Origin of the sequence: Lysobacter arseniciresistens ZS79, from assembly GCF_000768335.1 — a bacterium.
GTDB classification, from domain to species: Bacteria; Pseudomonadota; Gammaproteobacteria; order Xanthomonadales; family Xanthomonadaceae; genus Novilysobacter; species Novilysobacter arseniciresistens.
This window is the reverse complement of sequence record NZ_AVPT01000002.1, coordinates 86,666-108,357: the sequence shown is the minus strand read 5'-3', so window position 1 is coordinate 108,357 and position 21,692 is coordinate 86,666. Positions and strand designations below refer to the sequence as shown.

At 71.8% G+C, this 21,692-nt stretch carries 21 protein-coding genes; 15 read left to right on the top strand and 6 right to left on the bottom strand.

The window, feature by feature from the left end:
* Positions 1-98: 98 nt before the first annotated feature.
* Positions 99-2,864, top strand: a complete 2,766-nt coding sequence (gene leuS, locus N799_RS01890) for a leucine--tRNA ligase (protein WP_036207038.1) — start codon at positions 99-101, stop codon at positions 2,862-2,864.
* 62 nt (positions 2,865-2,926) lie between these two features.
* Here the strand turns inward: leuS and N799_RS01885 are convergent, their stop codons facing one another.
* Genes N799_RS01885 through N799_RS01870 form a run of 4 tightly spaced genes read right to left on the bottom strand, consistent with a single transcriptional unit; the run spans position 2,927 to position 7,371 of the window.
* On the bottom strand, positions 2,927-3,436 hold the full coding sequence (locus N799_RS01885; RefSeq protein WP_036207036.1) for a Slp family lipoprotein: 510 nt from the start codon (positions 3,434-3,436) through the stop codon (positions 2,927-2,929).
* A gap of 40 nt (positions 3,437-3,476) precedes the next feature.
* Positions 3,477-5,444: a transglutaminase TgpA family protein gene (locus tag N799_RS01880; RefSeq protein WP_036207034.1), complete on the bottom strand. Its 1,968-nt coding sequence runs from the start codon at positions 5,442-5,444 to the stop codon at positions 3,477-3,479.
* The gene (locus N799_RS01875) at positions 5,437-6,390 is read right to left on the bottom strand and encodes a DUF58 domain-containing protein (RefSeq protein ID WP_052101062.1); all 954 of its coding nucleotides are present in this window, start codon (positions 6,388-6,390) and stop codon (positions 5,437-5,439) included. Before N799_RS01875 ends, N799_RS01880 begins: the two co-directional genes overlap by 8 nt.
* A gap of 15 nt (positions 6,391-6,405) precedes the next feature.
* Positions 6,406-7,371 (bottom strand): AAA family ATPase, encoded by a 966-nt coding sequence (locus tag N799_RS01870; protein WP_052100982.1) that lies wholly within the window; start codon positions 7,369-7,371, stop codon positions 6,406-6,408.
* A 149-nt stretch (positions 7,372-7,520) separates the two neighbouring features.
* Here N799_RS01870 and N799_RS01865 point away from each other — a divergent pair, with 149 nt between their 5' ends.
* Entirely contained in the window at positions 7,521-9,437 is a 1,917-nt protein-coding gene (locus N799_RS01865; RefSeq protein ID WP_081974644.1) for a glycosyltransferase family 39 protein, read from the top strand.
* A gap of 24 nt (positions 9,438-9,461) precedes the next feature.
* Here N799_RS01865 and N799_RS01860 read toward each other — a convergent pair whose 3' ends face one another.
* Positions 9,462-10,037, bottom strand: coding sequence for a Maf family protein (locus tag N799_RS01860; protein ID WP_036207032.1), 576 nt, complete (start codon positions 10,035-10,037; stop codon positions 9,462-9,464).
* Positions 10,037-10,411 carry a hypothetical protein gene (locus N799_RS01855; protein WP_152597780.1) on the bottom strand — a complete coding sequence of 125 codons (375 nt, stop codon included), beginning with the start codon at positions 10,409-10,411 and terminating at the stop codon, positions 10,037-10,039. The genes N799_RS01860 and N799_RS01855 overlap by 1 nt, the downstream gene beginning before the upstream one ends.
* A gap of 192 nt (positions 10,412-10,603) precedes the next feature.
* Here N799_RS01855 and N799_RS01850 point away from each other — a divergent pair, with 192 nt between their 5' ends.
* From N799_RS01850 to N799_RS01790, 13 genes are all read left to right on the top strand, one after another.
* Positions 10,604-11,140 carry a YceD family protein gene (locus tag N799_RS01850; RefSeq protein WP_036207029.1) on the top strand — a complete coding sequence of 179 codons (537 nt, stop codon included), beginning with the start codon at positions 10,604-10,606 and terminating at the stop codon, positions 11,138-11,140.
* 51 nt (positions 11,141-11,191) lie between these two features.
* Positions 11,192-11,386: a 50S ribosomal protein L32 gene (gene rpmF, locus N799_RS01845; protein WP_036207027.1), complete on the top strand. Its 195-nt coding sequence runs from the start codon at positions 11,192-11,194 to the stop codon at positions 11,384-11,386.
* 163 nt (positions 11,387-11,549) lie between these two features.
* On the top strand, positions 11,550-12,530 hold the full coding sequence (locus N799_RS01840; protein ID WP_036207026.1) for a beta-ketoacyl-ACP synthase III: 981 nt from the start codon (positions 11,550-11,552) through the stop codon (positions 12,528-12,530).
* Positions 12,531-12,693: 163 nt separating this feature from the next.
* Positions 12,694-13,647, top strand: coding sequence for an ACP S-malonyltransferase (gene fabD / locus N799_RS01835; protein ID WP_036207025.1), 954 nt, complete (start codon positions 12,694-12,696; stop codon positions 13,645-13,647).
* A gap of 107 nt (positions 13,648-13,754) precedes the next feature.
* On the top strand, positions 13,755-14,501 hold the full coding sequence (gene fabG / locus N799_RS01830) for a 3-oxoacyl-ACP reductase FabG (RefSeq protein ID WP_036207023.1): 747 nt from the start codon (positions 13,755-13,757) through the stop codon (positions 14,499-14,501).
* Between the two features lie 126 nt (positions 14,502-14,627).
* Positions 14,628-14,867: an acyl carrier protein gene (gene acpP / locus N799_RS01825; protein WP_036111977.1), complete on the top strand. Its 240-nt coding sequence runs from the start codon at positions 14,628-14,630 to the stop codon at positions 14,865-14,867.
* Positions 14,868-15,068: 201 nt separating this feature from the next.
* Positions 15,069-16,322, top strand: coding sequence for a beta-ketoacyl-ACP synthase II (fabF, locus tag N799_RS01820; RefSeq protein ID WP_036207020.1), 1,254 nt, complete (start codon positions 15,069-15,071; stop codon positions 16,320-16,322).
* A 90-nt stretch (positions 16,323-16,412) separates the two neighbouring features.
* Entirely contained in the window at positions 16,413-17,783 is a 1,371-nt protein-coding gene (locus N799_RS01815; protein ID WP_036207018.1) for an aminodeoxychorismate synthase component I, read from the top strand.
* Between the two features lie 13 nt (positions 17,784-17,796).
* The gene (gene pabC / locus N799_RS01810) at positions 17,797-18,645 is read left to right on the top strand and encodes an aminodeoxychorismate lyase (RefSeq protein WP_052100978.1); all 849 of its coding nucleotides are present in this window, start codon (positions 17,797-17,799) and stop codon (positions 18,643-18,645) included.
* Positions 18,642-19,694, top strand: coding sequence for an endolytic transglycosylase MltG (mltG, locus tag N799_RS01805; RefSeq protein ID WP_036207016.1), 1,053 nt, complete (start codon positions 18,642-18,644; stop codon positions 19,692-19,694). Before pabC ends, mltG begins: the two co-directional genes overlap by 4 nt.
* A complete protein-coding gene (tmk, locus tag N799_RS01800) occupies positions 19,691-20,344 on the top strand; it encodes a dTMP kinase (RefSeq protein ID WP_036207013.1) in 654 nt (217 codons plus the stop codon). The genes mltG and tmk overlap by 4 nt, the downstream gene beginning before the upstream one ends.
* The gene (locus tag N799_RS01795; protein ID WP_036207010.1) at positions 20,341-21,333 is read left to right on the top strand and encodes a DNA polymerase III subunit delta'; all 993 of its coding nucleotides are present in this window, start codon (positions 20,341-20,343) and stop codon (positions 21,331-21,333) included. The genes tmk and N799_RS01795 overlap by 4 nt, the downstream gene beginning before the upstream one ends.
* Entirely contained in the window at positions 21,330-21,683 is a 354-nt protein-coding gene (locus tag N799_RS01790) for a PilZ domain-containing protein (RefSeq protein WP_036207007.1), read from the top strand. The genes N799_RS01795 and N799_RS01790 overlap by 4 nt, the downstream gene beginning before the upstream one ends.
* Positions 21,684-21,692 lie beyond the last annotated feature (9 nt).

Below are 21,692 nucleotides of genomic sequence, written 5' to 3'. Positions count from 1 at the left end.
GGACGGCCGCGAGCGGGCGCCCGTCCGGCCCGGCCGCGCGTGGCGGGCCATTGGGCGCTGCGGTAGGCTTGCCGGTCCCCTCGCCAAGTGCCCGCGCCGTGTCCACCGAAGCCTCCAGCGTCCCCACCCAGACCGATCCGCGGGCGTTCGATCCGCAAGCCGTGGAGGCCGCCGCGCAGCGCTTCTGGAACGACACCCGGGCGTTCGAGGTCGACGAGTCGTCGCCGAAGCCGAAGTACTACTGCCTGTCGATGCTGCCGTACCCGTCCGGCGCGCTGCACATGGGCCACGTGCGCAACTACACGATCAGCGACGTGATCAGCCGCTACAAGCGGATGACCGGCCACAACGTGCTGCAGCCGATGGGCTGGGACGCGTTCGGGCTGCCGGCCGAGAACGCCGCGATCAAGCACCGCACGGCGCCGGCCAAGTGGACCTACGCCAACATCGCGCACATGAAGGCGCAGTTGCAGACGATGGGCTACGCGATCGACTGGTCGCGCGAGTTCGCCACCTGCCAGCCGTCGTACTACGTGCACGAGCAGCGCATGTTCGTGCGGCTGATGAAGCAGGGCCTGGCCTATCGCAAGAATTCGGTGGTCAACTGGGACCCGGTCGACCAGACCGTGCTGGCCAATGAGCAGGTGATCGGCGGCCGTGGCTGGCGCACCGGCGCGCTGGTGGAAAAGCGCGAGATCCCGCAGTGGTTCCTGAAGATCACCGACTACGCGCAGGAACTGCTGGACTGCCTCGACTCGCTCGAAGGCTGGCCGGACGCGGTCAAGACCATGCAGCGCAACTGGATCGGCCGCTCGGAAGGGCTGGAGATCCGCTTCGACGTGCGCGACGCCGACGGCAACGCCACCGACCCGCTGGCCGTCTACACCACGCGCCCCGACACCCTGATGGGCGTGAGCTTCGTGTCGATCGCCGCCGAGCACCCGCTGGCGCTGCAGGCCGCCGCGGGCAACCCGGACCTGGCCGACTTCATCGCCGACCTCAGGAAGGGCGGCGTCACCGAGGCCGAGCTGGAGACGCAGGAAAAGCGCGGCATGGATACCGGCCTGCGCGCGGTGCACCCGGTCAGCGGCGAGGAAGTGCCGGTCTACGTCGCCAACTTCGTGCTGATGGGCTACGGCACCGGCGCGGTGATGGCGGTGCCCGGCCACGACCAGCGCGACTGGGAGTTCGCCACCCGTTACCGGCTGCCGGTGAAGATCGTGATCGTCCCCGCCGCGGTGCGCGACGCGCTGCGCGAGATCCGCAGCGACCTCGGCGAACACGCCGACCCGATGGGCGCCGCCCTCGGCGAATCGCGCCCCACCGATGCCTATGACACCGGCGCCGCGGTGCAGGTGGTGCAGGAGTTCGTGCAGGGCATCGAAAACGACGGCGCGTACACCGAGCGTGGCTGGCTGGTGAACTCCGGTGAGCTCGACGGCCTCGATTTCCAGCAGGCGTTCGACGCGCTGGCGGGGCGGCTGGAAGGTGAGGGCCGCGGTGCCCGCAAGGTCAACTACCGCCTGCGCGACTGGGGCGTGAGCCGCCAGCGCTACTGGGGCTGCCCGATCCCGGTGATCTATTGCGACAGCTGCGGCGCGGTGCCGGTGCCGGAGGACCAGCTGCCGGTGGTGCTGCCGGAGGACGTGGAGTTCATGGGCACCGGCTCGCCGATCAAGGCCGACCCCGAGTGGCGCAAGACGAACTGCCCGAGCTGCGGCGGCGCGGCCGAGCGCGAGACCGACACCTTCGACACCTTCATGGAGTCGAGCTGGTACTACGCGCGCTACACCTCGCCGGGTGCCGACCAGCAGGTCGACGCGCGCGCCAACCACTGGCTGCCGGTCGACCAGTACATCGGCGGCATCGAGCACGCGATCCTGCACCTGCTGTACTTCCGCTTCTACCACAAGCTGCTGCGCGACCAGGGGCTGGTGACCAGCGACGAGCCGGCGACCAACCTGTTGACCCAGGGCATGGTCATCGCCGAGACCTTCTATCGCGAGAACGCAGACGGCTCGAAGGACTGGATCAACCCGGCCGATGTCGAGATCGCGCGTGACGAGAAGGGCCGGATTACCGGCGCGACGCTGAAGGCCGACGGCAAGCCGGTGATGATCGGCGGCACAGAGAAGATGTCGAAGTCGAAGAACAACGGCGTCGACCCGCGGACGATGGTCGAGCGCTACGGCGCCGACACCGTGCGGCTGTTCTCGATGTTCGCCGCGCCGCCGGAGCTGTCACTGGAGTGGAACGAGTCCGGCGTCGACGGCATGGCGCGGTTCCTGCGCCGGTTCTGGCGCGAGGTCGCCACCCACGTCGGCCAGCCCGACCACCCGGTGGTCGACGTCGCCACCCTCGACGCCGCCCAGAAGACCCTGCGCCGGCAGCTGCACGAGACCATCCAGAAGGTCGGCGACGACTACGGCCGCCGCCACGCGTTCAACACCGCGATCGCCTCGCTGATGGAACTGCTGAACCACGTCGCCAGGTTCGACGACATGAGCGACCAGGGCCGTGCGGTCCGGCACGAGGTGCTGGAAGCGATGGTGCTGCTGCTCAACCCGGTCACCCCGCACGTCAGCCACGCGCTGTGGCAGGCGCTGGGCCACCCGGAAACGCTGCTGGAGGACGTGTCGTTCCCGGTCGCCGACCCGGCCGCGCTGGCGCGCGACGCGGTGACCCTGGCGGTGCAGGTCAACGGCAAGCTGCGTGGCACCATCGAGGTGCCGGTCAACGTCGACAAGGCCGAGGCCGAGCGACTGGCGCTGGCCGAACCGCACGTGGCGAAGTTCCTCGAGGGGCTGACGGTGCGCAAGGTGATCGTCGTGCCCGGCAAGATCGTCAATATCGTCGCCGGCTGACCGGCCGCCGGTTTCCCAAAAGAAAACGCCCGGGTTGCCCGGGCGTTTTCGCATCCGTTGGATCACCACCAGCCCCACCACGGCCACGGCGCCGGGCGGGTCACGACGTCGACCCGCTCGCGCACCGGCCACAGGTAGACCACGTCGGCGGCGACCCGCGGGAAGCGGTAGTCGTACTCGCCAATGCGGCGGTTCTCGTAGCCGTCGATGCGGCCGGTGAAGGTCACCTCGCGGTTCTTCTCGAACAGCGCGGGGTCGTAGAAACCGTCGCGGCAGGCGATGAAGCGGCCGCCGACGTCGTCGGTCGCCCAGTACGGACGGCCATGGACGTTGAGGCGGGTCGAGATCATTTCGAAGCAGGTGCGGTTGGGCTGTGGCTCGACGTCGACGATGCGGCCGCCCCAGCGCACGGCGGCGCCGGTGCGATCGGTTTCGGCAGCCTCGCGCGGAGTGATCTGGGAGAACTCGCCCTGCAGCGGCTTGGGCTGGCTGGCGCAGGCGGCGAGCAGCGCCGTCGCCAGCGCGAACAGCGTCAGGCGCAGCGGTGTGGAACGTGACGGCGGGCTTTTCATCGGTGTGCTCCGTTGGTGGGCAGCGGCGGCCGCGGGCCGGTCACTGTGGTCGATGGCGGCGCAGGTCGCGGATCAGGGCGCGGCGGACCCGCGCGTCGGCCGGGTGCTTGCCAGCGTAGCGCCAATCGCTGAAACGCTGGCTGAGCCGGCGCAACTCGTCGCCGGCGAGCGGGCGGACGCGGGCGACGCGGTCGGCCCAGTCCAGCGCCGGCTCGTGCGGTTCGCGCTCCAGCCCGATCGCGCGGTAGCGGCGGCCGAGTGCGTGCCAGGCGCGCAGCACCGGGTCGGGCTGGCGTTCGCCGCGGCGGCTCAGCCAGACCATCCACAGCAGCGCCAGCAGGGCGGCCAGTGCGAACAGCAGGCCCAGCCGCACGCCATCCAGCCGGTCGATCCCCAGCGGCCGCAGCATCCGCGCCTGGCGGTCGGCGTCGAAGCCGAGCACGAAGTCGTTCCAGCCGCGGCGCAGCCAGTCGGTGTAGTCGAACAGGTTGCCGCCGAGGGCACCGCCGAACGCTTCGCCGAGCAGTCCGGCGCCGGGGCGGCGGTCGTCGAGGGTGTCGTAGATGCGCTCCGGCGCGACCGCGGCGGTGGGATCGACCCGGACCCAGCCGCGCCCCTCCAGCCAGACCTCGGCCCAGGCGTGGGCGTCGGAACGCCGCACCAGCCAGTAGTCGCCCAGCGGGTTGCGGTAGCCGCCGACGTAGCCGGTGACCACGCGCGCGGGGATGCCGGCGCCGCGCATCAGCACCACGAACGCCGAGCTGTAGTGCTCGCAGAAGCCGGCCTGCTGGTCGAACAGGAACTCGTCGACCGCGTGGCGGCCGGGCAGGGGCGTGGTGAGGGTGTAGGCGAACTCGGCGGTGATCCAGTCGAGCGCGCGGCGGACGATCGCGGTGTCGTCGCCGCCGGCGTCGATGCGCCACTGCCGGGCCAGCGCCTGGGTGCGCGGGTTGAAGCCGTCCGGCAGGGCCAGCGCGATGCGGCGCAGGGCGGGTCGCAGCTCGGGCTCGTAGGCCACCGGCGGCGAGGACTGCATGCGCCAGCGCGTCAGCGAGTTGAGCGGCCGCGCGGCGTGGATTTCGTGGGCGTGGTTGAGGCGGGCACCGTCGGGCGCCTCCAGCGGCAGCTCCAGCGACACGAACTGGCGGCGGTCGGTCGGCTCGACCTCCACTTCGTAGTCCCAGCGCACGGCGCCGTGTTGCACCTCGGCCGGCGGCAAGCCACCGAGCCAGCGCGACTGCGACCAGGTACGGCCGTCGAAATTCCACAGCACCGGCCCGCGCCAGTACATCTGCGAGGTTGGCGGCGTGGCGCCGAAGAAGCGTACGCGCAGCGCCGGGGTGTCGTCGGCGATCAGGTCGATCCACTGGCCCGGGCTCATCTCGCCCGACAGCCCGGTGCGCGCCATCGAGCGTTCCGGCACGCCCCACAGCGGCGAGCCCAGCCGCGGGAACAGCCAGAACGCCGCCAGCGCCAGCGGCAGCCCGATCGCCAGCAGCCGGCCGACGCCGGACAGCCGCCGTGCCGGACCGGTCGCGACGGCGTCGCCCGACTCCTGGTCGGCCAGCCGCTGCAGCGCGCACAGCGCCAGCACCGCGCCGGCCAGGCCGAGCACCAGCGCCAGCGGCCCCTGGTCGAGCAGGAAGGTGCCGAATGGCGCGAACAGGGCGAAGCCGAGCAGGCTGCGGGCGTCGCGCAGGGTGGCGGTTTCCGACGGCTTGACCGCGAGCATCGCCGCCAGCACCGCGCAGCCGGTGTCGCGGCCGAAACCGAAGCCCGACATCGCCATCACCGCGCCCAGCAGTCCGAGCGCGAGCACCAGACGCAACAGCCCGTGCAGCGGCCGACGCCACGCGGCCAGCGCGACCAGCATGGCGACCGTGGCGATGACGATCGCGAGCTGGCGCGGCAACTGCAGCAGCAACGGCAGCAGGCAGGCCGCGGCCGCCGCAAGCACCCAGCGGCGGCTGCCGGCGTCCAGTGGCGGGTTGGCGGCGGGTTCAGCCATGCGGCAGCAGCGCGAGCGCGCGCAGGCAGGCGTGGCGATGCGCGGGGCCGTGGTCGGGACCCAGCGGCGGCTGGCCCGGCAGCAGCAGCCGGTAGCGACGGCCGTCGCGCTCGGCCTCGTCGACCCAGCGCGCCAGCCGCGAGACCTTGGCCTCGTACGGCATGCGCTCCAGACCGTGCCAGTCGAGCACGATGTCGGCGCCGAGCGGCTGCTCGTATTCGCGCACCAGCAGGCTGTCGCGGCGGGCCGAGGATTTCCACGCGATCGCCCGGCGCGAGTCGCCGCGGCGGTAGTTGCGCAGGTGGTGGACGTCCTCGCCGCTGGGGTGCAGACGGGTCTGGACCCGGTCGCCCGAGCCGGTCGGCAGCGGCGGGCCGTCGGTTTCGGGCCGCGGATAGACCAGCGCCGGTGCCTGCGGCCACACGTAGCCCCAGGCGGTCGCCAGCCCGAGCGGACGGGTGGTCGACACGCGCAGCCGGGGCAGGTCGAGCCAGCCGCGCTCACTCGTCGCGACGGCCAGCCGCGCTTCACCACGGCCCTGGTCGAGGTTCAGCACGCCGCGGAGGGACGGCGTGGTCTCCAGCGCGACGGCGAGCCCACGCCGGCGCCGGCGGTCGTCGGCCTGTGCGTGCAGCGTCAGCGGCAGGTCGGTGCCGGCGGGCACGGGCTCGGCGTCGAGTGCGACCACCGCCAGCCCGGTCAGCTGCAGCTGCGCGGCGATCAGGCTCGCGAGCCCGGCCCCGGCCAGCAACAACCCGAGCAGCAACGCCGGGTTGTTGTTGTAGTTCAGCGCGCCCAGCAGCATCGCCAGCAGCAGCACCGTGTAGAACAGGCCGAACCGGGTCGGCAGCACGTACACGCGGCGGCGGTCGAACCGCGCCGGAAGCGCCTCGGGTTCGCGCGGCCGGGTCCAGACCAGCGCCCAGTCGTGCAGGCGCGCGCGCAGCGTGCCCGCCACCGGTCAGTCCACCGGCACCGCGTGGAGGATCGCCTTGGCCAGCGCCTCGTCACTGCCGGCGTCGGCCTCGGCCACCAGCCGGTGCGCGGCCACCGCCGAGAACAGCGCCTGCACGTCGTCCGGCCGCACGTGGCCGCGGCCGAGCAGCAGCGCGTAGGCCCGCGCCGCCCGCAGCAGCGCCAGCCCCGCGCGCGGCGACAGCCCGACCCGCACGCCCGGGTGCCGGCGGCTGCGTTCCAGCAGCGCCTGCACGTAGGCGACCAGCGATTCGCTGGCGTGCACGGCCTTGACCGCCTCGCGCGCGGCCAGCACGTCGTCGACCGTCAGCAGCGGGCGTACCTGCGCGATCATCGCGCGGCGGTCCTCGCCGGCCAGCAGGGCGCGCTCGGCTTCGCCCGACGGGTAGCCCAGCGCCAGCCGCAGCAGGAAGCGGTCCAGCTGCGAGTCCGGCAGCGGGTAGGTGCCCGACAGGTCGACCGGGTTCTGGGTCGCGATCACGAAGAACGGTGCCGGCAGCGCGTGGCTGGTGCCGTCGACCGTCACCTGGTGCTCGGCCATCGCCTCCAGCAGCGCGCTCTGGGTGCGCGGCGGCGCGCGGTTGATCTCGTCGGCCAGCAGCACCTGGGTGAACACCGGGCCGGGGTGGAACTCGAAGCGCCGCGCCTGCGGGTCGAACACCGACACGCCGACCACGTCGGCCGGCAGCAGGTCGGAGGTGAACTGCACGCGCTGGAACTCCAGCCCCAGCGTCGCCGCCAGCGCGTGGGCGAGGGTGGTCTTGCCCAGCCCGGGCAGGTCCTCGATCAGCAGGTGGCCGTCCGACAGCAGCGCCACGAAGGCCAGCCGCACTTCGTGGGGCTTGCCCAGCACCAGCGCGTTGACCTGTGTCTGCGCGCGGTCAAGGGCGCCGCGCAGGTGCTCGGGTAGGATGCTCGCCGAATCGCGGGGTGCCGGTGGTGGTGTCGCCATTCGAGCTCTCCGGAAGTCGTTGTGCCGCCATCCCCTGAACCCCCGTCGCCGTCACCGGTCGAACCGTGACGACGCCGCCGTCGCGGGCATCCGCGCGGAAACCGTTCAAGTGGCGGCCTGCCGCCCGAGTCTACCGAGGTCATTCGTCGATGCCGCAAGTCCATGCCCCGTCGCAGCCTTCGCACGGGACGTTCACCGCCGACCCGCCAGACCGGGACAACCTCCAGCGTGACAGCCACCGTGCGCGGACCGTGTTCTGGTCGCTGTTCGCCGGCGTGTTCGCGCTCAAGCTGCTGGTCGCCGCGCGGCTGCCGCTGTTCGTCGACGAGGCGTTCTACTGGCTCGAAGGCCAGCACCTGGCGCCGGCCTACTCGGACCTGCCCGGGCTGACCGCGTGGCTGGCGCGGCTGGGCGTAACGCTCGGCGGCGATACCGCGCTGGGGCTGCGGCTGCCGTTCCTGCTGCTGGCGGCGCTGGTGCCGCTGCTGGTGGTGCGCATCACCGCGCGCGAGTACGGCCGCGAATACGGCTGGACGGCGGGCAGCTTCGCCCTGCTGCTGCCGCTGGCGGGCACCCTCGGGCTGCTGGCGCTGCCCGACGCGGCGATGGCGGTGGCCACCCTGCTGTGCGTCGATGCCGGCGCGCGGCTGCTGCGCCACGTCACCGCCGCCGCGGCGCTGGAGCTCGCGCTGGGCCTGTCGATCGGCGCGCTCAGCCATTACCGCTTCATCGCGGTGATCGGCGTCGGGCTGGTCGCGCTGCTGCTGCTGCGCGACGGCCGCAAGACCCTGCGCGACGCCCGCGTGTGGACCGCCATCGCGATCGGCGCCGCGGCGTGGACGCCGCTGGTGGCGTGGAACTTCGACAACGCCGAGGCCGGCCTGCGCTTCCAACTGGTCGACCGGCACCCGTGGGCGTTCCACATCGAAGGCCTGTGGTTCATCGCGGTGCAGGCGCTGCTGGTGACGCCGCTGCTGTTCGCCGCGCTGATGCTGGCGGGCTGGCGCGGCAACCGCAGCGCGCATCCCTCGTCGCGCTACTTCGCCCTGCTGGGCGGGCTGGTGGTGCTGGGGTTCTTCGTGCTGGGCTTCTTCGCCGACACCGAGCGGGTGAGCTTCCACTGGCCGCTGCCGGGCTACCTCGCGCTGCTGCCGCTGCTGCCGGCGCTGCTCGCCGCGTGGCCGACATGGCTGCGCCGCGCCACCTGGGCGCTGGCGGCGGCCGGGCTGGTGGCGATGCTGGGCTACTACACCGCGGTGTCGATCCCCGACCTGCGCGCCCGCACCGCCGCGCAGAAGTGGTACCCGTCCAACTTCGCCGGCTGGGGCGAACTGGCCGACGCGGTCCGCCTGGCCCGTGCGGACATGCCCGAGGACACCCGCATCGTCGCCGGCAGCTTCAAGCTCGGCGCCGAGCTGGGCTTCGCACTCGGCGAGCCGCGCATCGCCGTGCTCGACCACCCGCTCAATCGCAAGCACGGCCGCGCCCCGCAACTGCGGTTGTGGAACCTCTGGAGCCGTGGCGCCGACGACTGGGGCGACGCGCCGGTGCTGCTGGTGACCAGCCCGAGCGACGTGCCGTACAAGGACCTGCTGGCCCGCTACCACCACCTGTGCGGGATGGCCGGCCCGCTGCCGGCGCCGCAGGCGGTGAACGTCGACCACGGCCGCCAGCGCTTCCTGCTGTTCCGCATGCTGCCGCCGCACTCGACCGGTGGCGCCTGCACCGCGCCGGGCATGGCGTGGATCGACGCGCCGGTGTCGGGTGCGGAAGTCGGTCGCAGCTTTGACGTGCGCGGCTGGGCGTTCAAGGACGGGGTGGGGATCGAGCGGGTCGAGGTCACGCTGGATGGCGAGGTCGTCGCCACCGCGCGCTACGGCCTCGACAGCCCCGGCACGGCCGGCTACTGGCGCATCTCCACCGATCCCAACCACCCGCGGGTGGGCTTCGAGGCGAGTGTCGACGCCGGTGATGTCGCGTCCGGCACGCACTGGCTCGGACTGCGCCTGCACGGCGCCGATGGCAGCGTCGAAGCTTGGCCCGAGCAGCCGGTGGAGATCCGCTAACGCCCCGCGGCGCGGCTGCGCCGGTCAGGGCAGGGTGAAGCCCGCGGCACGCAGCAGGCGGGCGGTTTCGATCAGCGGCAGCCCGACCAGCGCGGTCGGGTCGCGGGTCTCGATCGCCTCGAACAGGGTGATGCCCAGCCCCTCGGACTTGAAGCTGCCGGCGCAGTCGAACGGCTGCTCGGCGTCGACGTAACGGGCGATCTCGTCGTCGCCCAGGGTGCGGAAGCGCACCACCGTGGTGTCGAGGGAGAACCGCGGCACGCCGTCGCCACCGGCCACGCAGACGCCGGTCCTGAACTCCACCGCGCGCCCCGACATCGACTGCAGCTGCCCGATCGCGCGCTCGCGGCTGCCGGGCTTGCCCAGCGCGCGGCCGTCGAGTTCGGCGACCTGGTCGGAGCCGATCACCCAGGCATCGCCGCCGGCAGCGACGGCCGCGGCCTTGGCGACCGCCAGCCGGCAGGCGAGGTCGGTCGGGGATTCGCCGGGCAGCGGGGTCTCGTCGACTTCCGGCCGCGCCGTGTCGAAGGCGATCCCGAGCCGGGCGAGCAGCTCGCGCCGGTAGGGCGAGGTGGACGCGAGGACCAGCCGCGCCGCCATCAGGCCACCGGCGCCCGGGCGCGCTCGATCCGTCCGAGCTGGGTCTCGATCCGGGCGCGAGCCTGGTCGATCGACTGGCGGACCTGCTCCAGCTCGGCCACGCTGGCGTACTCGCCGTGTTCGCGCAGCCACAGGCGCTGGCGCAGCATTTCGCGCATCGCCTCCTGCACCGGGTCGTCGATGTGCTCGCCGGCGACCGCCTCGATTTCCGAACGCGCGGTACGCAGGCGGGCCTCCAGCACGTCGGCCGAATCCAGCAACCGGCGGGTCGCGCGCTGGCGCCGGGCGGTCCGGCGGCGCTGCGCGGTGATCGCCAGCAGCGCGGCGGCCGCGATCGCCAGTAGCACCAAGGTGATGATTTCAGCAGCGTTCACGCAACGATGGCCCCCTGCAGCCCGACGAACCGCGCCAGTCTGCCGCCCCGCGCCGCGAGGCGGCAAATCGGCTGCGCCGGAACCGCCGCGCACCGGCGCGCCGCAGCCGCGCCAAACCCTGTTCAGGACAGGCGAGGCAAGGCGTCGGGCGGTTTGACAGTAGGGCGCCTCGTCCTTAACATTCCGCGGCTTATGTCTGCTGACGCGCCCAAAGTGCCGGTGCCCGAAGTCCTGGATGCCTGGCGCATGGTGGCGGCGCGACGTGGCGTCGAGGGCCGGGTGCCCCTGGCGTCGCTGGCGCGCCTTCGCGACAGCCTCGTGGACGCCGAGGGCGAGGTGGTGTTTTCACTCGACTTCGGCACCGACGAGCTGCAGGTGCCGTACGTGGAGCTCCGGGCCCGCGCCGGGTTGCCGCTGCAATGCCAGCGCACCCTGGACCGGTTCGTGCTCCCGGTCGAGATCGACCAGCGCCTGGGCCTGATCCGCGACGAGGCCGACGAAGCCGCGTTGCCGCCGGGCTACGAGGCGCTGCTGGTGCCGGCCGACGGCATGCTGCAGCCGGTCGGGCTGGTCGAGGACGAGCTGATCCTGGCGGTGCCGGTAGTGCCGGTGAAGCCCGGCACTGAGGCGATGGAGCGCGACTGGGCGCCCGACGCCGAGGAGCTTGAGCGCGCCAACCCGTTCGCGGCGTTGTCGACATTGAAGAACAAACCCGGCCGGAAGGATTGATCCGGCAGGTCCTGCAATCGAAGTTTTCACGGTTTTCCCTGGAGTAACACCATGGCTGTCCAGAAGTCCCGCGTTTCCCCGTCCAAGCGTGGCATGCGTCGCGCCCACGACTCGCTGTCCAGCAAGCAGCTGGCGACCGACCCGACCACCGGCGAGACCCACCTGCGCCACCACGTCACCGCCGACGGCTACTACCGTGGCAAGAAGGTGATCGACACCCAGTCGAAGATCGTCGACGAAGAGTAAGCTTCGACGCGCCCGCCGCCACGCGGGCGCTCCCGCGTGCGCGGCTGCCGTCGGATCGACGGTGGCCGCGGCAAGGTCGTCGCACTGAGTGCCCCGGCTGCGGCGAGTTCCATCGCCAGCGTGCTGGCGTCCGTGCAACGCCCTGTTCGCAGCGGGAGAGGTAATGACCGAGCGTATTTTTTCCCGCATCGCGGGTACCGGCAGCTACCTGCCGGAGAAAGTGCTGACCAACGACGACCTGTCGAAGATCGTCGATACCAGCGATGAATGGATCGCCGCGCGCACCGGCATCCGCGAGCGCCACGTGGCCGCCGAGGGCGAGACCACCGGCGACCTGGCCTACCACGCCGCGGTCCGGGCGATGGAGGCCGCCGGCGTCACGGCCTCCGAGCTCGACCTGATCGTGCTCGGCACCACCACCCCCGACCTGATCTTCCCGTCGACCGCGTGCTTGTTGCAGCACCGGCTCGGCGCCAACGGCTGCCCGGCGTTCGACGTCAACGCGGCCTGCTCGGGCTTCATCTACGCGCTGACGGTGGCCGACAAGTTCATCCGTTCCGGCGCGGCGAAGACGGTACTGGTGGTCGGCGCCGAAACCCTTACCCGCATGCTCGACTGGAACGACCGCAGCACCTGCGTGCTGTTCGGCGACGGTGCCGGCGCGGTGGTGCTCAAGGCCGACGGCGACACCGGCATCCTCAGCACCCACATGCACGCCGACGGCGGCAAGAAGGAGTTGCTGTGGAACCCGGTCGGCGTCTCGGTGGGCTTCAAGCCGGGCGAGCACAACGCCGGGGTCAAGGTGCTGATGACCGGCAACGAGGTCTTCAAGCACGCGGTCAAGGCGCTCGACGCGGTGGTCGAGGAGGCGCTCGAAGCCAACGGCCTCGGTCGCCACGACATCGACTGGCTGATCCCGCACCAGGCCAACCTGCGCATCATCGAGGCCACCGCCAAGCGGCTGGAAATGCCGATGGAGCGCGTGGTCGTCACCGTCGACAAGCATGGCAACACGTCGTCGGGCTCGGTGCCGCTGGCGCTGGACGCGGCGGTGCGCTCGGGCAAGGTGCAGCGTGGCCAGCTGGTGCTGCTTGAGGCCTTCGGCGGCGGATTCACCTGGGGCTCGGCGCTGCTGCGCTACTGAGCCGGCCGCCGGTACGACCAGCGCCCCCGCATCGCCGGGGGCGTTTCCGTTTTGTAGGCCCGGTCGCCGGCGGGATGGGGCCCGTCGCCACTGTACGGGCGGGTACAGACGGCAGGGACGAATCGCTCGTATCATGACGGGCTGTTTTTGCTGGAGCCGCCGCATGACCGGACCGGGCACCGACCGCCAACTCGCATTCGTGTTCCCCGGCCAGGGGTCGCAGTCGCTGGGCATGCTGGCCGAACTGGCGCAGGCGCACCCGCAGGTCGTCGAGACGTTCGCCGAGGCGAGCGAGGGCGCCGGCACCGACCTGTGGACGCTGTCGCAGTCGGGTCCCGAGGACCGCCTCAACCAGACCGAGTTCACCCAGCCGGCGCTGCTCGCCGCGGGGGTCGCGACCTGGCGCGCGTGGCAACAGCGCGGTGGCACTCGCCCGGCGCAACTGGCCGGCCACAGCCTCGGCGAATACAGCGCGCTGGTCGCCGCCGGCGTGCTGTCGCCGGCCGACGCCGCGCGCCTGGTGCGCCTGCGCGGCCAGCTGATGCAGGACGCCGCACCCGCCGGTACCGGCGCGATGGCGGCGGTGCTGGGCGCGGACGATGCGCTGGTGGCCGAGGTCTGCGAGGCGGCGTCCGGTCGCGAGGTCGTGGTGCCGGCCAATTTCAACTCGCCGGGGCAAATCGTGATCGGCGGCCATTGCGCCGCGGTCGACAAGGCGCTGGTCGCGCTGGCCGAGCGCGGCGTGCGCAAGGCGGTGAAGCTCGCCGTCAGCGTGCCGTCGCACACCCCGCTGATGCGCGAAGCCGCCGACAGGCTGGCCGTCGCGATGGCCGACATCCGCTGGTCCGCGCCGGAGCTGCCGGTGGTGCAGAACGTCGACGCCCGGGTGCACGAAGGCACCGACGCGATCCGCGACGCGCTGGTGCGGCAGCTCTACCTGCCGGTGCAGTGGACCGGTTGCGTGCAGGCGCTGGTGGCCGGTGGCGCCAGCCGGATCGCGGAATGCGGGCCGGGCAAGGTGCTGGCCGGCCTGGTCAAGCGCATCGACAAGTCGATCGACGCGCGTGCGATCGGCACCTTGGCCGACTTCGACGCCGCGCTGGCCGACTGGAAGTAACCACGAACCCGTAGGACGGCATCAGTCGCGGTTGGAAGTCGGTTCGCCCGACCCAATCATCCGATCGCGGCCAAAGCCGCCCCTGGCAACGCAGGAAGGAAACCCACATGAGCAACTTGCCCCTCAGCGGCGAAATCGCCCTCGTCACCGGCGCCAGCCGCGGCATCGGCGCCGCGATCGCCGACGAACTCGCCGCCCAGGGCGCGACCGTCATCGGCACCGCCACCTCCGAGTCCGGCGCCGCCGCGATCGGCGAGCGGCTGGCCGGGCAGGGCGGTCACGGCCGCGTGCTCGACGTCGCCGACCCCGCCTCGATCGAGGCGCTGATCGACGGCATCGGCAAGGAATTCGGCGCGGTCTCGATCCTCGTCAACAACGCCGGCATCACCCGCGACAACCTGCTGATGCGCATGAAGGACGAGGACTGGCAGGCGATCATCGACACCAACCTGACCAGCGTCTACCGCACGTCCAAGGCGGTGATGCGCAACATGATGAAGGCGCGCAAGGGCCGCATCGTCAACATCGCCTCGGTGATCGGCGTGACCGGTAATGCCGGACAGGCCAACTATGCCGCGGCCAAGGCCGGCATCATCGCCTTCAGCAAGTCGCTGGCGAAGGAGATCGGTTCGCGCGGGGTGACGGTCAATGTCGTCGCGCCGGGCTTCATCGACACCGACATGACCCGTTCGCTGCCCGGCGACGCCAAGGACGCGATGCTGGGCCAGATCGCGCTGGGCCGTTTCGGCGAGCCGGCGGACATCGCCCGCGCGGTGGCGTTCCTGGCCGGCCCGTCGGCTGCCTACATCACCGGCGAGACCCTCCACGTCAACGGCGGCATGCACATGGCGTGAGGCCCCCGAAAGGCCCCGCGCAGGACCCAGGTTACTGAGGCGAAAGGACTTTTGCGGATACTCGCAAGTCGCCCGATTCCACTACACTATTCCATCGAATATCCCGTCCGGGAGGAGTAAACAGCAATGAGCAGCATCGAAGAGCGCGTCAAGAAGATCGTGGTTGAGCAGCTGGGCGTGAAGGAAGATGAAGTCACCAACAACGCCTCCTTCGTCGACGACCTGGGCGCCGACTCGCTCGACACGGTCGAGCTGGTGATGGCGCTCGAGGAAGAGTTCGAGTGCGAGATCCCGGACGAAGAGGCGGAGAAGATCACCTCGGTCCAGCAGGCCATCGACTACGTCAAGGCGCACGTCAAGTCGTAATCCTGCCGACGGGGCGCCGTCGCGGACGACCGGGGGTTTCCCGGCGTCGCCGGTCGCCCCCGAGCCACAGACCGGGGCCGCATCGTGCGGCCCTGCGTCTTTCCGGCGCCGGCGGATCGGCATAGAACGCAAGCCGCCATCGAACACAACCAGGCGCCCCCGCCGGCCGCTGGCCGCAGGCGCCCGCAAGCGGAGTCATCCATGACCAATCGTCCTGCCTTCAACCGGCGCGTGGTGGTGACCGGCCTCGGCATCGTCTCGCCGCTGGGCAACGACCTGGCCAGCAGCTGGGACGGCATCGTCAACGGCCGCTCGGGCATCGGCCCGCTCACGCATTTCGACGCCACCGGCTTCACCACGCGGATCGCCGGCGAGGTGCGCGACTTCGACGTCACCCGCTGGGTGTCGGCCAAGGACGCGCGCAAGATGGACCCCTTCATCCACTACGGCGTCGCCGCCTCGATGATGGCGATGGAGGACGCCGGCCTGGTGGTCGACGACTCCAATGCCGAGCGCATCGGCGCGCTGATCGGCTCGGGTATCGGCGGCATCCTCGGCATCGAGGAGCAGACCGTCAAATACGCCGAGGGCGGCCCGCGCAAGATCTCGCCGTTCTACGTGCCCAGCACCATCATCAACATGCTGCCCGGGCAGGTCTCGCTGCTGACCGGCATCAAGGGGCCGAACTTCTCCGCCGTGTCGGCCTGCGCAACCTCCAACCATTCGATCGGCATGGCGATGCGCATGATCCAGTACGGCGACGCCGACGTGATGATCGCCGGCGGTGCCGAGCGCGGTTCCTCGCCGACCTCGGTTGGCGGCTTCTGCGCAATGAAGGCGATGTCGACCCGCAACGACGACCCGACCGCCGCCAGCCGCCCGTGGGACAAGGACCGCGACGGCTTCGTGCTCGGCGACGGCGCCGGCATCCTCGTGCTGGAGGAGTACGAGCGGGCGAAGGCCCGCGGCGCGCGCATCTACTGCGAACTGGCCGGCTTCGGCGCCAGCTCCGACGCTTTCCACATGACCGCGCCGAGCGAGAACGGCGAAGGCCCCGCGCGCTGCATGGCGATGGCCTTCAACGACGCCGGCATCAACCCCGACCAGGTCGACTACCTCAACGCGCACGGCACCTCCACGCCGCTGGGCGACCTCGCCGAGACGCTGGCGATCAAGCGCGCGCTGGGCGACCACGCCTACCGCACGATGGTCAGCTCGACCAAGTCGATGACCGGCCACCTGCTGGGCGCGGCCGGCGGCGCCGAGGCGATCTTCTCGGTGCTGGCGCTGCACCACGGCATCATCCCGCCGACGATCAACCTCGACGAGGCGGGCGATGGCTGCGACCTCGACTACGTGCCCAACACCGCGCGCGAGAAGACGATCGACGTCGCGGTGTCCAACGGCTTCGGCTTCGGCGGCACCAACGGCACGCTGGTGTTCCGCCGCCTCTGACAGGCCGGCGCCTCCCGCCCGCGTCACGCCGGCGGGAGTGCGCCGTCCCGTGTGGCGCCGTGCCGTCGCCCGTGATGGAAGCACCGTGACATGTTGCTGACGCGCCCGATCCCATCCCAGGTCGACCTGCTCGACCTCCAACGCCACGCGCCGGCGCGCTATCGGCTGCTGCTGGAGTCGAGCGCGCACGGCACCGCGCAGGGCCGCTGGGACCTGCTGCTGGTGGCCGACGGCGGCGAGCTGCGGTTGGGCCGCGACGGCCTGACCCGTGACGGCGCGGGCGAGGTGGTCGACGGCGATTTCCTCGATGCGCTGGACCGCGAGTGGCGCGCGCTGCAGGTGCCGCGCGACGAACCGCGCTGGCCGTTCCGCGGTGGCTGGGCGCTGCTGCTGGGGTACGAACTCGCAGGACAGGTCGAGCGGGTGCTGCAGTTGCCGGCGGCCGCGGGTTCCGTGCCGGTCGCGCTGGCGATCCGTTGCCCGGCGGCGGTGCTGCGCGACCACGCCACCGGCGAGTGCACGGCGATCGCCGAGCCGGGACATGCGACGTTGCTCGACGCGATTCAACGCGACGCCGCCGAAGCGGGGCTGCCGCCGCTGCCGCCGTGGCAACCGCCCGCCGCGATCGAGGAGGACCCGCCGGCGCGCTACACCGACGGCGTGGCCCGCGTGCTGGACTACCTGGTCGCCGGCGACGTGTTCCAGGCCAATCTTTCCCGCGCGTGGCAGGCGCATTTCCGCCAGCCGCTGCCGCCGGCCGCGCTGTTCCAGCGGTTGCGCGAGAACAACCCCGCGCCGTTCGCCGGCCTGCTCTCCGGCGGCGGTGAAGGCTGGGCGGTCGTCAGCGCCTCGCCCGAACGGCTGGTGTCGGTGCGCGGCGACCTGGTCGAGACCCGTCCGATCGCCGGCACCCGCCCGCGCACCCCGGGCGACGACGACAGCGCCCGCATCGGTGAGCTGGTCGGCCACCCCAAGGAGCGCGCCGAACACGTGATGCTGATCGACCTGGAGCGCAACGACCTCGGCCGCGTCTGCGTGCCCGGCAGTGTCGAGGTCGACGAGTTGATGACGGTCGAGAGCTACGCCCACGTCCACCACATCGTCAGCAACGTGCGCGGTCGGTTGCGCGACGGCGTTACGCCGGGCCAACTGGTCCGTGCGACCTTCCCCGGTGGCACCATCACCGGCTGTCCGAAGGTGCGCTGCATGCAGGTCATCGCCGAGCTGGAGGGCGTCGGCCGCGGCGCCTACACCGGTGCGTTCGGCTGGCTCAACCGCGACGGCGACCTCGATCTCAACATCCTGATCCGCAGCGCCGAGCTAGAGGACGACGCTACGGGCGGCAGCACGCTGCGGTTCCGCACCGGCGCCGGCATCGTCGCCGACTCCGATCCGCAGCGCGAGCTCGACGAGACCCGCGCCAAGGCACGCGGCATGCTGCGCGCGCTCGGCGTCGAATAGCGGGCGGCGGCGCATGGGCGGATCGGACTGGCGGGTATTCGGCGACGCGGGCGAACTTCGCGGCATCGAGCCCGGCGACCGCGGGCTGGCCTACGGTGACAGCCTGTTCGAGACCATGCGCGCGCACCGCGGCGACGTGCCGTGGTGGGACGCGCACTGGGACCGCCTGCAACTCGGCGCGGCGCGGCTCGGCATCCGGCTGCCGGTGCAGGCACGGGTCCGCGAACAGGCCTGTGCACTGCTCGAAGGTGCCGACGCGGTGCTGCGCCTGCAGGTCACGCGCGGCGTCGGCGGACGGGGCTACGCACCGCCGAAAGATGCCCGGCCGAACTGGATCCTCGCGCGCCATCCGTTGCCGCCGGCGCCGCCGGTCGCCGGCCTGCACCTGCGCTGGTGCACGACGCGCCTCGCGCTGCAGCCGGCGCTGGCCGGAATCAAGCATGGCAACCGGCTCGAACAGGTCCTCGCCCGAGCCGAATGGGATGCTCCCGACGCCGTCGATCCGGCCGCCGACGACGGGCTCATGTGCAGCACCGACGGCGACGTCGTCGGTGCGACTGCCGCCAACCTGTTCGTGCTGGCGGATGGGCGCTGGAGCACCCCGCCGGTCGACCGTTGTGGCGTGGCGGGCGTCGCGCGCCGCTGGCTGCTCGATCATTTCGACATCGAACAGCGTCGACTGGCGCCGGCCGATGTCGAAACCGCGGACGCCGTCGTACTGAGCAATGCGGTGCGCGGTATCCTGCCGGTCGCGCGACTGGGCGAGCGCCGCTGGCCGCTCCACCCGCAGGTCCGGGAATGGCGGCAGCGCCTGGCCCGGGCCCATCCCGCGTTCCCGCCGATTGCCCCGGAGATGCCGTGAGCCGTATCCGCAAGAGCCGTTTCGGCCTGCTGTTCGTGTTGTTGCTGGTCGCCGCCGGCGCGGTCGCGTGGTGGGCGTGGCAGCGCTACACGGCGTTTGCCGACGCGCCGCTGGCGGGGCTGGAGCAGGGCGACAGCATCGTGGTCGAGCGCGGCGATTCCTTCCCGGTCGTGATCGGCAAGCTGCGCGAGGCCGGCGTGCGCGAGGGCGAGGCGGCCGAGTGGCGCCTGCTCGCCCGCCAGCTCGGTGCGGCGTCCAGCCTGCACGTCGGCGAGTACGCGCTGGTCCCCGGCACCACCCCGCGCGAACTGCTGGTGGCGATGCGCGAGGGCGACACCATCCAGCACCGCTTCACCATCGTCGAAGGCTGGAATATCCGCGAGTTGCGTGCCGCGCTGGCCGCGGCCGACCCGCTGGAGCACGAATCCGCCGACCTCGACAACGACGCCCTGATGGCGGCGCTCGGCCACCCGGACCAGCACCCCGAGGGCCGCTTCCTGCCCGAGACCTACCTGTACACCCGCGGCGACAGCGACCTCGACCTGCTGCGCCGCGCCCACGCCGCTTCCGCGCGCGCGCTTGCCGCCGCATGGGAAGACCGCGACCCGGACACCCAGCTCAAGTCCCCGTACGAGATGCTGATCCTCGCCTCGATCGTCGAGAAGGAGACCGGCATCGCCGCCGAGCGGCCGCAGATCGCCGGCCTGTTCGAGCGCCGGCTGAAGATCGGCATGCGCCTGCAGACCGACCCGACCGTGATCTACGGCATCGGCGAGGACTACGACGGCAACATCCGCCGCAGTCACCTGACCACCGACACCCCGTACAACACCTACACCCGCGCCGGCCTGCCGCCGACACCGATCGCGATGCCCGGCGTCGACGCGCTGCAGGCGGTCGCCAACCCGGCGGACGGCAGCGCTCTGTACTTCGTCGCGATCGGCGACGGCAGCGGCCGCCACCTGTTCGCCGACACCCTCGCCGAACACCAGGCCAACGTGCGCAAGTACCTGCGCAACTACCGCCAGAACACCCGGGACGCGCAGTGACACTGCAGGTGCGGCCGCGGCTGGTGACGCTCGAGGGCGGCGAGGGTGCGGGCAAGTCGACCGTCCTGGTCGCCCTGCGCGACGCGCTCGAGGCCGCCGGCGAAGAGGTGGTCTGCACCCGCGAACCCGGTGGCACACCGCTGGCCGAGCGGATCCGCGCGTTGCTGCTGGACACTCCGTCGGCCGCCAACGGCCACGAGGTCCCGGCGCCGGGGACCGAACTGCTGCTGATGTTCGCCGCGCGCGCCCAGCATGTGCACCGGACCATCGAGCCCGCACTCGCCCGCGGCGCGTGGGTGATCAGCGACCGCTTCACCGATGCCAGTTTCGCCTACCAGGGTGCCGCGCGTGGCGGCGACCCGCGTTTCATCGCCGAGCTCGAGCGCAACGTCGTCGGCATCCGGCCCGGGCTGACCCTGCTGCTGGACGTGCCGGTCGACATCGGCCTGGCGCGGGCACGCGGCCGCGGCGGGGTGGACCGGATCGAGTCCGAGGCCGACGACTTCTTCCAGCGCGTGCGCGAGGCCTATCTGGAGCGCGCCCGCGCCGAGCCCGACCGGATCCGCGTGATCGACGCGCGCCAGCCGGCCGATGCGGTGGCGGCCGAGGCGGTCGCGCTGCTGCACGCGCACCGCGGGGGCGCACGGTGAACACGGCGTTCGCCCCGTGGCAGCAGGCGGTCTACGAGCAGATGGCCGGCGCGCTTGATGCCGGTCGACTCGGCCACGGCCTGATGTTCCAGGGCCCGGCCCGGCTGGGCAAGATCGCCGTGGCCGAACGGCTTGCCCGCCGCGTGCTGTGCACCGACCGCCGCGGCGACGGCGAGCCCTGCGGCCAGTGCCGCGACTGCCGGCTGCTGGACGCCGGCTCGCACCCCGACTTCCAGAAGGTGTCGTTCATCCCGACCCGCGACGGCACGAAGTTGCGCACCGAGATCGTGATCGAGCAGATCCGCCGGCTGTCGGAACAGCTCGCGCTGACGCCGCAGTACGGCGTCGCCCAGGTCGCGATCATCGACCCGGCGGACGCGATCAACCCGTCGGCCGCCAACGCGCTGCTCAAGACGCTGGAGGAGCCCGTGCCCGGCCGCTACCTCTGGCTGGTCACCGCCTATCCCGGCCGCCTGCCGGCGACCATCCGCAGCCGCTGCCAGAAGTTCGAGTTCCGGCTGCCACCGCGCGAACAGGCGCTGGCGTGGCTGCAGGCGCAGGGCCACGGCGCTGCCGTCGCCACCGATGCGCTGGATGCGGCCCGCGGCCACCCGGGGCTGGCCCACGGCTGGATCGAAGGCGGCGAGCTTGGGCTGCGCCGCGAAGTGCGCGCGGACCTCGACGCCATCACCGCCGGCCGGCTCGCGGTGGTCGCGACCGCGCAACGCTGGGTCGCCGACGAGCACGCCGACCTGCGCCTGCGTTTCGCCGCCGACCTGGCGGTCGAGGCCGCGGCCAATCGCTTGACCGACCCCATGCGCGCGCGCAGTCTGGCCGCGTGGTTCGACCGCGCCAACCGCGCACGCGACCTGCTGCGCACCACCGTGCGCGCCGACCTGGTCGTGGTCGAACTGCTGATGGCCTGGCGCGCCGGCGAAAGCAAGCACGCAACGAAACACGCAACGACGAGGCAGGGGATCGACGCATGAATGCAGGTGGCGCCCGCCAGGGCATCCTGTCGCTGGCAGTGAAGGACAAGGCGTCGCTGTACAACGCCTACATGCCGTACATCAAGCACGGCGGCATCTTCGTGCCGACGCCCAAGCGCTACTTCCTCGGCGACGAGGTGTTCCTGTTGCTGACGCTGCCCGAGTCCGGCGAGCGCCTGCCGGTGGCGGGCAAGGTGGTCTGGGTGACGCCGGCCGGCGCGCAGGGCAACCGCCCTGCCGGCATCGGCGTGCAATTCGGCGACACCGCCGAGGGCGAGGCGGTCAAGGGCAAGATCGAGGCGCTGCTGGCCGGCCTGCTCAACGCCGAGCGCCCGACCCACACGATGTAACCGACGCGC

What these genes read in the sequence shown, in the direction of transcription:
- acpP (WP_036111977.1), top strand. Translation starts at nt 14,628, where the DNA reads ATGAGCAGCATCGAAGAGCGCGTCAAGAAGATCGTGGTTGAGCAGCTG.
- N799_RS01880 (WP_036207034.1), bottom strand. Translation starts at nt 5,444, where the DNA reads ATGGCTGAACCCGCCGCCAACCCGCCACTGGACGCCGGCAGCCGCCGC.
- fabF (WP_036207020.1), top strand. Translation starts at nt 15,069, where the DNA reads ATGACCAATCGTCCTGCCTTCAACCGGCGCGTGGTGGTGACCGGCCTC.
- rpmF (WP_036207027.1), top strand. Translation starts at nt 11,192, where the DNA reads ATGGCTGTCCAGAAGTCCCGCGTTTCCCCGTCCAAGCGTGGCATGCGT.
- N799_RS01815 (WP_036207018.1), top strand. Translation starts at nt 16,413, where the DNA reads ATGTTGCTGACGCGCCCGATCCCATCCCAGGTCGACCTGCTCGACCTC.
- N799_RS01840 (WP_036207026.1), top strand. Translation starts at nt 11,550, where the DNA reads ATGACCGAGCGTATTTTTTCCCGCATCGCGGGTACCGGCAGCTACCTG.
- pabC (WP_052100978.1), top strand. Translation starts at nt 17,797, where the DNA reads ATGGGCGGATCGGACTGGCGGGTATTCGGCGACGCGGGCGAACTTCGC.
- N799_RS01790 (WP_036207007.1), top strand. Translation starts at nt 21,330, where the DNA reads ATGAATGCAGGTGGCGCCCGCCAGGGCATCCTGTCGCTGGCAGTGAAG.
- N799_RS01865 (WP_081974644.1), top strand. Translation starts at nt 7,521, where the DNA reads ATGCCGCAAGTCCATGCCCCGTCGCAGCCTTCGCACGGGACGTTCACC.
- N799_RS01850 (WP_036207029.1), top strand. Translation starts at nt 10,604, where the DNA reads ATGTCTGCTGACGCGCCCAAAGTGCCGGTGCCCGAAGTCCTGGATGCC.
- N799_RS01870 (WP_052100982.1), bottom strand. Translation starts at nt 7,371, where the DNA reads ATGGCGACACCACCACCGGCACCCCGCGATTCGGCGAGCATCCTACCC.
- fabG (WP_036207023.1), top strand. Translation starts at nt 13,755, where the DNA reads ATGAGCAACTTGCCCCTCAGCGGCGAAATCGCCCTCGTCACCGGCGCC.
- N799_RS01885 (WP_036207036.1), bottom strand. Translation starts at nt 3,436, where the DNA reads ATGAAAAGCCCGCCGTCACGTTCCACACCGCTGCGCCTGACGCTGTTC.
- fabD (WP_036207025.1), top strand. Translation starts at nt 12,694, where the DNA reads ATGACCGGACCGGGCACCGACCGCCAACTCGCATTCGTGTTCCCCGGC.
- N799_RS01860 (WP_036207032.1), bottom strand. Translation starts at nt 10,037, where the DNA reads ATGGCGGCGCGGCTGGTCCTCGCGTCCACCTCGCCCTACCGGCGCGAG.